At 36.0% G+C, this 14,005-nt stretch carries 12 protein-coding genes; 2 read left to right on the forward strand and 10 right to left on the reverse strand.

The annotated features are described in order from the left end of the window. Window positions 1-22: 22 nt before the first annotated feature. A complete protein-coding gene (locus J2772_RS18575) occupies window positions 23-1,048 on the reverse strand; it encodes an aminoglycoside phosphotransferase family protein (protein ID WP_209919337.1) in 1,026 nt (341 codons plus the stop codon). Window positions 1,049-1,312: 264 nt separating this feature from the next. On the opposite strand from J2772_RS18575, the gene xrtF reads away from it, so the two are divergent. Beyond that, window positions 1,313-1,843 (forward strand): exosortase family protein XrtF, encoded by a 531-nt coding sequence (gene xrtF / locus J2772_RS18580; protein WP_209919339.1) that lies wholly within the window; start codon window positions 1,313-1,315, stop codon window positions 1,841-1,843. Continuing rightward, window positions 1,830-2,261 (forward strand): exosortase F system-associated membrane protein, encoded by a 432-nt coding sequence (locus J2772_RS18585; RefSeq protein WP_209919341.1) that lies wholly within the window; start codon window positions 1,830-1,832, stop codon window positions 2,259-2,261. Before xrtF ends, J2772_RS18585 begins: the two co-directional genes overlap by 14 nt. Before the next feature lie 70 nt (window positions 2,262-2,331). Here the strand turns inward: J2772_RS18585 and J2772_RS18590 are convergent, their stop codons facing one another. The 9 genes from J2772_RS18590 to J2772_RS18630 form a co-directional block, all read right to left on the reverse strand. After that, a complete protein-coding gene (locus J2772_RS18590) occupies window positions 2,332-3,318 on the reverse strand; it encodes a cation diffusion facilitator family transporter (RefSeq protein ID WP_209919344.1) in 987 nt (328 codons plus the stop codon). 58 nt (window positions 3,319-3,376) lie between these two features. Continuing rightward, window positions 3,377-4,369 carry an aspartate-semialdehyde dehydrogenase gene (locus tag J2772_RS18595; protein ID WP_089734887.1) on the reverse strand — a complete coding sequence of 331 codons (993 nt, stop codon included), beginning with the start codon at window positions 4,367-4,369 and terminating at the stop codon, window positions 3,377-3,379. 69 nt (window positions 4,370-4,438) lie between these two features. Continuing rightward, on the reverse strand, window positions 4,439-4,879 hold the full coding sequence (locus J2772_RS18600; RefSeq protein WP_209919345.1) for a hypothetical protein: 441 nt from the start codon (window positions 4,877-4,879) through the stop codon (window positions 4,439-4,441). A gap of 234 nt (window positions 4,880-5,113) precedes the next feature. After that, entirely contained in the window at window positions 5,114-5,344 is a 231-nt protein-coding gene (locus J2772_RS18605; protein WP_245365268.1) for a DUF2845 domain-containing protein, read from the reverse strand. Window positions 5,345-5,707: 363 nt separating this feature from the next. After that, a complete protein-coding gene (locus tag J2772_RS18610) occupies window positions 5,708-8,281 on the reverse strand; it encodes a TonB-dependent receptor (protein WP_209919350.1) in 2,574 nt (857 codons plus the stop codon). Between the two features lie 208 nt (window positions 8,282-8,489). Further along, window positions 8,490-9,350, reverse strand: a complete 861-nt coding sequence (gene nadC / locus J2772_RS18615) for a carboxylating nicotinate-nucleotide diphosphorylase (RefSeq protein WP_209919352.1) — start codon at window positions 9,348-9,350, stop codon at window positions 8,490-8,492. Between the two features lie 12 nt (window positions 9,351-9,362). Further along, window positions 9,363-10,934, reverse strand: coding sequence for an L-aspartate oxidase (gene nadB, locus J2772_RS18620; RefSeq protein ID WP_209919354.1), 1,572 nt, complete (start codon window positions 10,932-10,934; stop codon window positions 9,363-9,365). Between the two features lie 30 nt (window positions 10,935-10,964). Next, on the reverse strand, window positions 10,965-11,591 hold the full coding sequence (locus tag J2772_RS18625; protein ID WP_209919356.1) for an NAD(P)H-dependent oxidoreductase: 627 nt from the start codon (window positions 11,589-11,591) through the stop codon (window positions 10,965-10,967). A gap of 123 nt (window positions 11,592-11,714) precedes the next feature. Further along, the gene (locus J2772_RS18630) at window positions 11,715-13,982 is read right to left on the reverse strand and encodes a T9SS type B sorting domain-containing protein (protein WP_209919358.1); all 2,268 of its coding nucleotides are present in this window, start codon (window positions 13,980-13,982) and stop codon (window positions 11,715-11,717) included. Between the last annotated feature and the right edge of the window lie 23 nt (window positions 13,983-14,005).

Raw genomic sequence — 14,005 nt, forward strand, 5'->3', positions numbered from 1 at the left:
CCTCTTAAAACCTTAAAGCAGCTTAATGGTTCAAATTTAATATTTCTTTAATCTTCTGTTCTGTTTTATAAGAAGTCAACTGTTCTATGACTTTGTTAAGCTCCGGATAGTATTTGATATTCTCCCAGGATGAGGTAAATTCTGTGATATTTCGGATCCCCTTTTCAAGGCTTGCCATAAAATGGTGCTTCCTTTGAATCAGACCTCTGAAACCATACGCTCCTAAGACTTGTAAGAATCTCATCATCTGAATTGGTTTAACCGAATCTTTTAGTTGATGTTGAGTTTTTTGATCTTCAAATAGTTGAATGTAAAAATCCAACATTTCATTTTTAAAGCTTTCAGGAAAATCTGCTTTAGCCTGAAACAGAAATGAAATGACATCGTACATCAAAGGGCCTTTCATTGCCGATTGATAATCAATAAATGAAACTTCATCTTTTTCATTGACCATAATGTTTCTTGCCTGAAAATCCCGGATCATGATGCCTTTAGGCTCAAGGTTTTCTACCAATGCTGCAATTTTTTTAAATTCTTTCAGTAAGGTAGATTTATTATATTCCAGCTCCAGAACATCAGCTACAAAATTTTTAAAATAATACAGATCATGAATCACCGGAAGCTCGTCATAACTTTCGTATTCAAATGTTTTGGAAAAATCAATTTTATCCTGTGTCTGGATCTGTAATCTGAAAAGTTTTTCAAGGGTTTGTTCTACCAAAGATTTTACATGAGGTGATACGCGTTCTCTTGTAATCACCTCTGACAGAGTTTGTGCTCCTAAAAATTCCTGTACATACATTTTCCTGTCTGCTGAGATGGCAAGAATAGCAGGAGTATTAAGATTAAGCGCAGAAAATACCTCGGAATAATAAAGAAAACTTTCATTTTCCGGAAGGTTCTCATTGTAGGTGATGATGTATTTTTCATTATCGGTTATGGCCAGAAAGTTGACCCTCGCAGAACCGCTTTGAGCTAATGTGATGAATTCAGTGGATTTTTTGCCTAATTGGCTTTCAAAAAATCGATTTGCGTTTTCAGAAGTCATAATTAATATGGAAACAAATATAGTAATTTAACATGAATAGTTTTTAGGATGGAAGTGGAAAGCTGGGAGAGGGGAGAACTGAAGGTGAAAATAGTGGATGAAACTTGTTTCTATGAATTGGATTTGAATGATTTTGTTAAAAGAATCCCATCATTTATCACTTAATGAAGGACTTTATACTTTCTGTATCGGGCTTTCTGCTTTATATTTTAACTTTCTTGCTTCTTATTCAGGTTATTACAACCTAATTTTTATCTTTGTAGTATGTTAAAGGACTTTAAGCCGGTGTTAGGGATTTTACTGCGCTTCATCATTATCTATTTGGTGTTGCTTTTTGCGTATCAATTTTATCTGAATGCAAATAAGGATTCCGGTTTAGATCCTTTTTCTACAATTATTGCCAACCAGGTAAATGCGGTTCAAAATGTTTTAGGCTATCCCTCTCAACTTTACAACGATGTGAGTAACGAGCAGGTGTGGTTTTATGTAAAGAAGCAATATGTAACAAGAATGGTTGAAGGGTGTAATGCTATTTCTGTCATGATCTTGTTTGTGTCCTTTATTTTTGCTTTTTATAAAGGTTCAAAGACCTTTATTTTTGTTCTGGCAGGACTGGTTTTATTGTATATTATGAATCTTTTACGGATTGTAGGATTGAATATTGTAATGGCAGAACACAAAGAATATGGTAAAATGTTCCATGATTTTGTTTTCCCGGCAGCTATTTACGGCAGTGTTGTTTTACTTTGGTTAATCTGGATTAAATTCTTTGCTTTAAAACATGAAAATTCTTAGCTGGCTTCTTGTTATTTTAGGAATCTGCGGTCTGATAGGAGTCAGAGTGGCGGAAAATAAAATATTTTATGATCCGTTTCTGGATTATTTTCATGAGGGTAGTAAAAACATTAGTCTCCCGGCGTTTGAATGGGGGAAATTAATAGGAGGGCATTTGTTCAGATTTATCCTTAATCTGTTATTTTCCTGTGTTATTATTCAAGGGCTATTTAGAAATAAGCAATGGACAATGCAAGGTGCTTTAATGATGGTTATCGTTTTTGCGATTGCGTTTCCTATTTATTTGTTTTGTATTCAAAATAAATTCGAAATAGGGTATCTATTTTCTTTTTATATGCGAAGGTTTGTGATTCAGCCTTTAATCATACTTCTGATCGTTCCGATGTTTTATTACAGGAAACACATGGATGGGAGATAAAAAAGAAGGTTGAGGAAACAAATAGGACTAAAAATATTCCTGTATTTTGTGCTCTCAACCTTTTTACTTTCTATTCTATAGTATGTTTATCCACACTTGTTACATTTTCTGCGGTCCATTCCACTCTTTTTATGAAGTTCTTTTGACGAACAGGGCAGTTTTCTATCTGACATACCGGACATGAAATAGGTTTACAGTCATCCATATGAAAATTGAATTCAATGCTTCTTTTGATATTATTGGCTAAAAGAATAATGACTTTTTCCATTTCGTTATGGGCATCCCGAAGATCATAATACCAGGGTAGGGTGATGTGGGCATCAATATGCAGTGAGGCTCCAAACTGCTGGATTTTCATATTGTGAACATCAATCCATTGAGTTCTCCTGTTTTCTTCAAGGATTTTGATGATCTGATGCAGTATTTCCGGATCCTGTTCATCCATAATACCACTCAAAGATTTTCTAACGATTTTGTAACCTACAAATATGATATACAACCCAAATATCAAGGCAACAACAGAATCCAGCCAATAAATTTTGGTAAAATAAACAATTATTAAACTGGCAACCACTCCAAGGGTAGTGATGGTATCAGACTGAAGGTGTTTTCCAGAGGAAATAAGAACCAAAGAGTTTTCTTTTTGGCCTTTCTTTATAGAAATATATCCCAGCAAATAGTTGATAATGGCAGTAGCTGCAATGATCCAGATTCCCAAATCAATTTTGCTTAGGGTTTTCCCTACAATAAGGCTGTGTATACCTTCATAAATAATCATAAGACCGGCAATGGCAATTAAGGCACCTTCAATACCGGAAGTGACAAATTCGACCTTTCCATGACCGTAAGGATGGTCTTCATCTTTCGGTTTTGCTGCGAGATGAAGCGAATACAATCCCATAAATGCGCTGATGACGTTCACAATGCTTTCCATGGCATCGGAAAACACAGCATCGGAATTGGTGAGCTTCCATGCAATAATCTTTCCTACAAAAAGAATAACTCCAAATGCAGCAATGATTTTCTGGAATCCTATTTTTTCTTTGTGGGTACTCATAAATGTGTTTGATAAAAAAAAGAATCTCAATTCTGAGACTCTTTTTTATTTTGTTAGTTTATACTAAGTTATTTGCTACAAGATATTCTGCAATTTGTACAGCGTTTGTTGCTGCTCCTTTCCTCAGATTGTCTGCTACGATCCAAAGGTTGAGCGTTTTCGGCTGAGACAGGTCTCGTCTGATTCTTCCTACAAAGACTTCATCTTTTCCTTCTGAGTACAGCGGCATTGGGTAGTGGTTGTTTTTCACATCATCCATTACGACTACTCCAGGAGTTTCAGATAAAATTTTTCTTACTTCATCTAACTCAAATTCGTTTTCAAATTCGATGTTTACACTTTCTGAGTGGCCTCCCTGAACCGGAACTCTTACTGCAGTAGCCGTTAAATTGAATGTATCGTCACCCAGAATTTTCTTAGGCTCTTTCATCAATTTAATTTCTTCTTTAGTATAATCATCATCAGCAAATACATCACAATGAGGTAATGCATTCTTGAAGATCTGATATGGATATACTTTAGCAGCAGAATCATCCCCGTTAATTTCTCCGTTTAATTGGTCAACAGCAGCTTTCCCTGTACCTGTTACAGATTGGTAAGTAGAAACAACTACTCTTTTTAAATCATATTTTTTGTTCAAAGGTCCTAAAACCATTACCAACTGAATGGTAGAACAGTTCGGATTTGCAATGATCTTGTCTTCTTTAGTCAGTACATCTGCATTAATTTCAGGAACGACTAATTTTTTATCAGGATCCATTCTCCATGCTGAAGAGTTGTCGATAACTGTTACTCCAGCTTCTGCAAATAAAGGGGCAAATTCAAGAGAAGTAGAACCTCCGGCAGAAAAGATAGCAATATCCGGTTTGGCAGCTATAGCGTCCTTCATGCTTACAATCGTAAATTCCTTCTGTTTATACTTCACCTTTTTACCTACAGATTTTTCGGAAGCTACCGGAATTAATTCTGTTACAGGGAAGTTCCTTTCTTCCAAAACTTTAAGCATAACTTGTCCAACCATTCCTGTTGAACCTACTACAGCTACTTTCATTGATTTAATTAAAAATTTAAGATTAAACTATTTATAAATTATAACATATATAATTTCTTTGTCTTGTTTTTAAGCTCCAAAGACTTTTGCCCAAGGAAATGCAAATGCAAATAAACCTACTGCAATTAATCCCATAATGGTAATCCCCAGGGAAATTGTATCGTTTGATTTCACTTTTTTGTTGATGATGGTCATTAATACTGCTGCAATTAGCATAGAAAATGGGTGTTCAACAAATGTCTGTCTGCTGTAGGCATCCTTCATTAATGTTCCTGAATCTAATGCAGCTTTGAAACCTGGTGAAAATATGAATAACAAGCATATTCCTAATAGAAACTGAACATGGAAGAAAATCATTGTGAAGAGAGTGGTCTTCTTTAAAAATTTGTTCACTTTTCCACTGAAACCGAACATTGTAGCTAAAAGTGCAATAGTAAATAATGCCACTAAAAGTAGTTCTAAATATCCGAATCCTTTGTGTGCACTAAGAAAAATCTTGTAAAAATCCATAATCTATTTTTTTTGTACACAAAGATAACAAAAATCCCGGCTCAAAGCCGGGATTCATATTTATAAAATCTAATATTGTGATAATTAGAAGTTGGAATAATGTTATTGTTGAGCAGGTTCTTTAAAAAGTTAAAATACATGCTCTAAGAAGGTGTTTTTGTTCTAGTGTAGATTCCTTACTATTCTTATAATAACTTCATAAAAATATAAGTCAAATTAGGAAAAAGATGTATGTTAAGGATGTTGTGTTACAATGGTGGGTGGGTTACTTTCTGATTCCTTACCTTGTTTAAGAGCAACTAATTTTCCGCCTTTAAAAATTAAAATATTGGTTATTGAGCTATTTCCCATATTGAAATTTTCTTTATAAAATAAAGACTCTTGCAATTCTGTGGTTTCTTTATCTCCTTTGAATTCTGATTTGTAAGGTTTTCCAAATTTTGATATAACCTGTTCTTTGGTCATGCCGATATTTACTGATTCGGAAGTAAATTTACTGCTTGTTTTGCAAGAAATTACAAATAGTAATATCAGAAACATGCATACTGTGTGTTTCAAAAATAATCGCATAATTTTTTTTATTAAATATAAACAAAAATGAAAATCTTTGATTTTTAGTTTAATAAGAGTGTTCTAATTAGGATGCAATAGCTCATTTTAGGGTTATCGAAGGGTTTAGCTCATCGTTTTTGGGATATTTATATCATTTAGAATAGGTATTGGAAATCACTATTTTTATAGCCCAACCCCTATAATATCTATTATTGGAATGAAAAAATCCCGGCTTAAAGCCGGGATTCATATTTATAAAATCTAATATTGTGATAATTAGAAGTTGAATGATAGAGTAGCAGTCCAAGTTCTACCGAATCCGAAGAATACCTGGTTAGTTTGGCTAATTCCTTTGTAATTACCTGCTGCTTGGTAAGCCGCATATTCTTTAGCAAGACCCGCAACTGTTCCACCTTTGATTTCAGCATATTCCTGTGCTGTAAGGTTAGCGTGAGTATTTGTATTTGATTCAGCGATATATGTTGTATCAAATAAGTTATAAACGTTACCTCTGATCGTGAAATACTGTTGTTTGTTGTTTAGGTTGATTCTATATGAAAGACCTAAGTCAAACAAATTGTAGCTAGGTAATTCTAATGTACCTTTTTGGGCTGCAGCTTGAGTTCTGAAGTTGAATGCATCTAAGCTAGCATAAAGATTGTTGGTATTTCTCCAAGTAGCATCGAAGCTTAGGTTTCTGACAGGTTTTACTGTTGCTCCTAAAGCAGCAGTCATCTGAGCAGCATCACCTACTTTTGTTTTGTCTAAGTATAATGTAGCCTCGTTACTTGTACTTCCAGGGAAGTTAAGTGGTTGGTTTGTACTGTCTTCAAAAAGAGTAGCAGTAGCATTTCCTTTATAGTACCAATCTCCTAGAGAGAACATACCATTTACGGTTAATACCTTATTAAGAGTATAGTTAGCATCTACTTCCACTCCCATGTGAATTTCGTTCAGACCATTCATTTCAACATAAGCTGTCTTCCCTGCAACAACATCTCTTAGATTTGGTTTTCTAAGGTATCTATCATCCCAAGTTGTTCTGTATACGTTAACATTGGCATTGAATTTTGCAGATCTGAATCCATATCCTAATTCTACACCAAAGATTTTTTCATTCGTAAGATCCGGAGAAACGATGTTCTCGTTACTTCTGTATACTGCATTGAAGAATGGCTGCTTTTCATAGTATCCAACATTCCCGAAAACATTGTGTTGTTCGTTAATATTGTAGTTAACTCCAGCCTTGATGTTATATCCGAATAGATTTTTGAAACCAGTTTTAGTATTCATGATTTCTCCTTTCTTCGATTTTGTAACTCCATCAACAATGAAGTTATCAATTCTCTGGAATCCTTGGTTAGATACTGATCCTTGAACGAATGCAGAGATTTTATCGTTTGTATATTCAAACTGACCGAAAGCTCCGTACCAAAGTACTTCACCATCATTGCTGTACCCAATTTGATTATTTAGATTATCGATTTTCCCACCGAATGGATTCCAGCTAGCTTCTGGCTTAGACACTGCTGTTACTAGGTTAGGTGGAATGTTTTTGTTACTTTTATCAATATATCCGCTTGCACCTAATAAATCAGTTACTGCCTGATAGTGGTATCCATAATAGTATCTTGCATCAACACCCGCAGAGAACTTAAAGTTATCATTGATGGTGTGGTTGAAGCTTGAAATTAAACCAAACCAGTTGTGTGAATTGATAGATGCGTTTCTGATAAGTACTCCTTTATCTGGTGTAGAAGCTTGGTTAGCTGCATATACATTATCAAAGTTATATAATCCAGTAGTCTGATCTCTAAAAGTACTTAAGCTCTTTCCATTAGCAGAACCGGTAGTGTTTGTTCCTCCACCTCTACCAAAAGAACCATATAATACAGTGTTAAGTTTTGACTTTTCACTCATTGTCCAGTCCCAGTTTAGGGATAATACCGGCTTATGATAATAATTTACTCTTGCTGAATATTGTCTTCCGTTCAGATAACCCCAGTCTGAGTTATATTGTCTGTCTGGAGTTCCATCGTGATCAGGGTTGAATTTTATATAATCTGAAATAGCAATTGCATATGATCTTTGATTATGCCATTGAGGAGCTCCAGTAATTGTAAACTGAAAATCGTGGTTACCTCCCGGCTTTTTGTATCCTAATGCAAAATAGTAGTTATATCCTTCAAATTTAGTTCCGTCTGCGTACATAGAACCTGCAGTTCTGGACATTAAGAATGAAGAAGACCATCCTTTTTCAGATTTTCCTGTATTGTAAGCGAAAAGAGATTTTACATAGTCATTATTTCCAACTGCTAGAGAAACTATTCCTCCTTGTTTTTTGTCAGCGGCTCTTGTAAGAATATTTACAGTACCACCTACAGAAGCAATTGCTAATTTGGATGATCCAAGACCTCTCTGTACCTGCATTGCAGAAGTTACATCAGATAGTCCTGCCCAGTTTGACCAGTATACTGATCCTCCTTCCATATCATTTACTGGCATACCGTTTACCATTACGGCAATATTGTTTTGGTTAAATCCTCTAATATTTAATTTAGAGTCTCCAAAACCACCTCCACCTTTAGTAGCATAAACGGATGGAGTTGTGTTTAGGATCTCAGGAAATTCCTGGTTACCCAATTTCTCAACAATTTGTGCTTCTTTAATTGTTGAAACTGCTACTGGAGTCTTTCTATCTTTAGCGATATCGGCAACACCAGTTAATACAACTTGTTCAATATCATTGGACTTGATTTTTGTAGAGTCCTGAACCTGTTGTGCATAATAGACGCTAGCCGTAGATAAAGTAATTACTGCAGTTAGCATCGATTTGTTGATTAATTTCATAATCGTTAGTAATAATTAGATTTAATTTTCTGCAAAATTCGCAAAATATATTTTAACTATTATTAACTCAATGTTAATTTTTAATCTGTCTTAATAGTGTTAAGTGCTTGATTGTTAGCTTTATCAATGAAAAATGATTTTTTATATGAAAAAAGTCATGTTATTGAGTTTTTAATAAAGGGGGGGTGTTTTTGTTAAAAATTCAACGCTATTTCACGGCTTTGAGACTCAAATCTATATTCTCAGCCGAGTGTGTTAAAGCTCCCACAGAGATATATGTAACTCCTGTAGATGCAATTTCTTTAAGCATATCACGGGTAATTCCTCCTGATGCTTCAGACTCACATGAACCGTTGATCATTTTTACAGCTTTCTTCATGGTCTTAACATCCATATTATCAAGCATGATTCTGTCAACTTTTGCGTGGATGGCTTCCTGAACTTCTTCCAGATTTCTGGTTTCCACTTCAATTTTTAACTTTCTCTTTGTCTTTTTAACATAGTCTTTAGCCATTTTTACAGCATTGGTGATGCTTCCGTTGTAGTCGATATGGTTATCCTTAAGCATAATCATATCATAAAGCCCATATCTGTGGTTGGTTCCACCGCCAATAGCCACTGCCCATTTTTCACACATTCTGAAATTTGGGGTTGTTTTTCTGGTGTCTAAAAGTTTGGTTTTACTTCCTACCAATCTTGAGTCCCAGTCATGAGTTAGTGTTGCGATACCACTCATTCTCTGCATGCAGTTAAGAACAAACCTCTCGGTGGAAAGAATTGATCTGGCGCTTCCGGTTACAATAAGGGCAATATCTCCTACTTTACAAGGGGTACCATCTTTGATGAAAGTTTCAACCTTCAGTTTTTTATCAAAAGCTTTAAAAATAATTTCTGCCAATTCTACACCTGCGAGGATGCAATCCTGCTTTACTAACAATTTAGCGCTTTGCTGAAGATCTTCAGGGATCGTGGAAAGGGTAGAGTGATCTCCATCTTGGATATCTTCTTCAAGGGCATTTTTTATAAATGTTTTTAATGCTTTATCTGTAACGTAGCTTGGTCTTTTCATTGTGTTATGCTTTTAGGCTAAATCTTTATTGTAAAATGCACCTTTATTCTCCGTCATTTCCATAGACTGGGTAATGATGAGGTTGGCAACAGTTGTTAAGTTTCTTAATTCTGATAATTGTGGAGAAAGAATAGAATAGTGGTAGATTTCATCAACGGCTGCTGCAATTTCCTGGTGTTTTTGTAAAGCCATGTTCAGACGTCTGTTACTTCTCACAATTCCAACAAGATCGCTCATCATTTCCTGAAGCTGTTTTCTAAGGTAGCTGATGATCACCATTTCATCCATGATTTTCATTCCTTCTTCATTCCATTCCGGAACCGCTTTTAAATCATCAAAATTGAATAGATTTTCATTAAGAAGAGATACTGTTTTTATGGCAGCGTTGTGTCCGAAAACCAATCCTTCAAGTAAAGAGTTTGAAGCTAATCTGTTGGCTCCGTGCAATCCGGAATTTGTACACTCTCCTACGGCAAAAAGATTTCTGATGGAAGACTGTCCGTCTCTGTCTACTTCAATACCACCCATCAGGTAGTGGCAGGCAGGGACAACAGGAATTAATTGAGTGAAGGGATCAATACCTTCGTCTTTACATTTTTTATAAATATTGGGAAAATGTTCAAGAAATTTTTCCTGATTCATTTCGTGACAGTCCAGACCTACATATTCGTCTCCTGAAATTTTCATTTCATTATCAATGGCTCTGGCTACAATATCTCTGGAGGCTAATTCTTCACGTTCATCATATTTCTGCATGAACTTTTCACCTCTTTTGGTTCTTAATTTGGCACCGTCTCCTCTTACTGCTTCAGAAATAAGGAAAAGCATTCCGTCAATCTTACTATAAAGGGCCGTAGGATGAAACTGGTAATACTGCATATTGGAAACCTTTCCTTTTGCACGGGCTACGAAAGCAATTCCGTCTCCTGTTGCAATAGAAGGATTGGTTGTGTTTTTATAAACATGTCCGGCTCCACCTGTAGCAGCCAGTGTGATTTTGGATGTGATTTTTTTGATGGTTTTGGATTTTTCATCCAATATATAGGCACCGTAGCAGTGAATATCTCCTTCATTAAGTTCTTTCCCCGGAACATGGTGCTGTGTAATGATATCAATTACATAGTGGTGGTCTAGAATTTCAATATTCGGGCTGTTGTTGGCCGTTTCCAATAATGCTCTTTCAATTTCAAAACCTGTAATGTCTTTATGATGGACGATTCTGTTTTCGGTATGGCCTCCTTCTCTTCCCAGTGCAAATTTACCATTTTTCATATCGAATTGGGCTCCCCATTCTACAATTTCATTGAATCTTGCAGGGGCTTCCTTTACTACCATTTCTACAACATCACGTTTGTTTTCACCGTCTCCGGCACGCATGGTATCTTCTATATGTTTTTCAAAATTATCGTTCTGAAAGTCGGTCACTACAGCAAGACCGCCCTGTGCGTATTTGGTATTGCTTTCGTCTTCATCAGACTTTGTTACAATAATGATTTTGGCATCAGGGAGTTGTTCAGAAACTTTAATGGCATAAGAAAGTCCGGAAATGCCGGAACCGATTACTAATACATCCGCTTTTATCATGTGCTTGCTTTAGGTACAATCATTTAAATATTAAATAAATTTAAACAATTTTTCGTTTGGTTTTCTTACTTTTTTCATGTGTTGGAAGTGGTCTTCCTCAGAACGGTAGCCTAAAGCGAGGGTAACGGTTACTTTTTCTGTTTCGGGATTGATGTTCAGGATCTCTTCTATCAGATCTTGTCTGAAACCTTCCATAGGGCATGAGTCTATATTTTCAATGGCAGCGGCATACATCAGATTGGCTAATACGATATAAGATTGTTTTTCTGCCCAGTTGAAAATTTCATCCTGTGTTTTTTGATTAATATGCTGATTAATGCTGCTCTTGAATGGATCAAGTTTCTCAAGAGGAGTTTCTCTTACCTCAGAAATATGTTTAAAATATCCTTGGATATAATTTTCTTCAATGTTTTTCTTTGAAATAATCACAACAAGATGAGAGCATGTGGAAATCTGGGATGGATTATAAAAAGCAGGAATCAGTTTTTGTTTCATTTCCTCACTTTCAACAATGATAATTTTATAAGGTTGAAGTCCCAGAGAGCTTGCAGACAGTTTTCCTGACTCAAGAATGTTATGAAGGATTTCCTGAGGAATAATTTGATTATTAAATTTTTTCACAGAATATCTTCTGCTTAAAGCTTCCAAATAATTCATAGCACAAATTTAAGAATTGAATATGAATAAAGGGGCTTTAAAATGAAATATATCCTCTTAAATTAATACAAAAAATCACCCCGCATAACGGAGTGACTCTTCTAATATGAATGATAAACGTGATTAATTTCTGTTTTTAACAATAATCCAGCCTGCAAAGTTGATAGGTGTTGTTCTGTTCATGTTGTTTTTTTCATTCCATGAAACGGAATACCAATAACTTCCTGTAGGAACCCTTCTGCCATTAGCTGTGCCATTCCATCTGTATCCATTGCTTTTGTCCGCTCTGAAAACCTGTACACCATACCTGTCGAAAATATTAACTTCAAGATTAGGTTTGATAGCCAGTGCTGAGTAATCAATAAAATCATTGATGCCATCATCATTAGGAGTAATGATATTAATGAGGTTAGGTATAGTGACATTAATCATAATAGGCTCACAATTATAACTGTCTTTTACATATATTTTGGCAACTCCTCTTGTAACATTAGTGAATATATTAGAATCCTGCCAGGTGATATTGTCTGTTGAATATTGATAAGGAGGCATTCCGCCGTTTACATGTACAGTAACGGTTTCTCCTGAAACATCTATACTGGATATAACGGGGCTTTCCGCTGGAAATACCGTTACTGTTTGAGTAGTGATACATTCCCCGGTTTTTAGTTTTACCCAATAAATACCAACGCCCACATCTTTAATAGATTGTGTAGTGGCTCCGGTACTCCATTCATAACTTTTGAATCCTGGGCCGGCATCCAGTGTTGTTTTGCTTTCTACACAAATAATTTTGTCTTTTAAAACCCTGGACGGAGCCGGAGCTTTGACTGTTAGAGTAACTTTAGCAATTGAAAAACATCCGGTGGCATTGAAAACTTTAACATAGGCTACCCCATTGGGAGCAATATAGGCACCCGGGGTAGTTATTTCATTGGTTCCGTTAAGGGCGTCTGTTATAGATGGATAGTACTTTTTTGTAAATCCAGCCGGGTTTGGAACAACGGCAGCATTAATAAGATTAAAAGAGGCTGTTAATGGATTGCTTTCTATAAAACATGATTCTATTGGAACGTCATAAACGGTTACAACCGGATGGGTATTTAGTGTGATTTTAGCAGTGCTTATACATCCCTGTGCCGTAATAACCCTTACATATATAATCCCAGGAGGAGAGACATAGGCAGTGGGTGTTGTGATCTGATTTGTGCTGGCATTCAGATCGTGTATGCTCGGATAGAACTCTTTAGTAACTCCCGTTAATGTGGTTACTGCCGCAGTATTGAGATCAAAGATGCCGACTCCTCCATTATTATTGTTACATTCAGTAAGACTGGCATCGGTTGCTGCAAACGGGGTCGGATTCAGTTCTATAATGCCGTCTCCATTATCACAAAGTGTTGAGGAGGGATCTTTAACAACAACTTTAATGGTTGTATTTCCTGTATATTGAAAACTAGTAGGGTTGGCGATAGGAGTAGCAACTCCCAATAGGTAATAGGTGAAAACATAATTTCCAGGATTGTTTACAAATTGGGTATTGTATGAAGTGAGGTCTACAGTGCCGCTTCCAGTTGCAGGGTTGGTGCAAACGAAAGGTTTTATGGTATTATTTAAAATAGGAACTTTATCTACAAAAACTTTGGCATTTTGGATAGAGTGCCGAGCGCTGGCCCCTCCTGTTGCTGCAGAAAATCCAAAATATCCTTGTGTCATCCCTACAGCATTCCCGGAAGGGGCAAATGACTGATCGGCAATAAGCACTCCGTCTATTTTAATTTTAATAATCCAGTTGGTAGGATTAGTAAGATCTGTTTCTCCGTTTACTTCAACGTGTTTGTAGTTGTTGCCTACAAATGGCTGAGTGGGATTCAGATCTGGAGAGTGAAAAGTACTTCCGGGAGTATTGTTAAATTCTATATTGTTGCCGGTGGTATTGTTTGTGCCATATAAAACATGTACTTTACTCATCTGGCCTTCAGTGGTATTGTTAAAAATATCAAAACCAACCATTAATCCTGATGCGTTGGCGGGTATCCCAAGACCTCCTCCTGATACGAATCCTGTTGGAGGGTTAGCAAGATACCAGAATGTAAAACCGTCTCCGCGCCCAAACTGGGTTGTACCGTTTCCATCTATTCTGAAATCAAATTCTACTTTCCATTTATCACAATAACTTAAGGTAATTGGAGTGGATAGTTTTATAGCTCCATACTTGCTTGTTTGGTCTGTGGTAAGTCTTATGAAATCTCCGCTTACAACAGCATCGGAAACAAGATCCCAACCTGTAGTGTTTACAGGATTTCCGGTAAGTTGATAGGTTTGTGAGTACATTTTTCCTGACAGACATAATAAAATACCCAGCAGAAAAAAGAGTAGATTTTTTTTCATAGTGGAAGGATTGTGATGTTGTT

This window comes from Chryseobacterium jejuense, from assembly GCF_017877355.1.
In the GTDB taxonomy this organism is placed as follows: domain Bacteria; phylum Bacteroidota; class Bacteroidia; order Flavobacteriales; family Weeksellaceae; genus Chryseobacterium; species Chryseobacterium jejuense_A.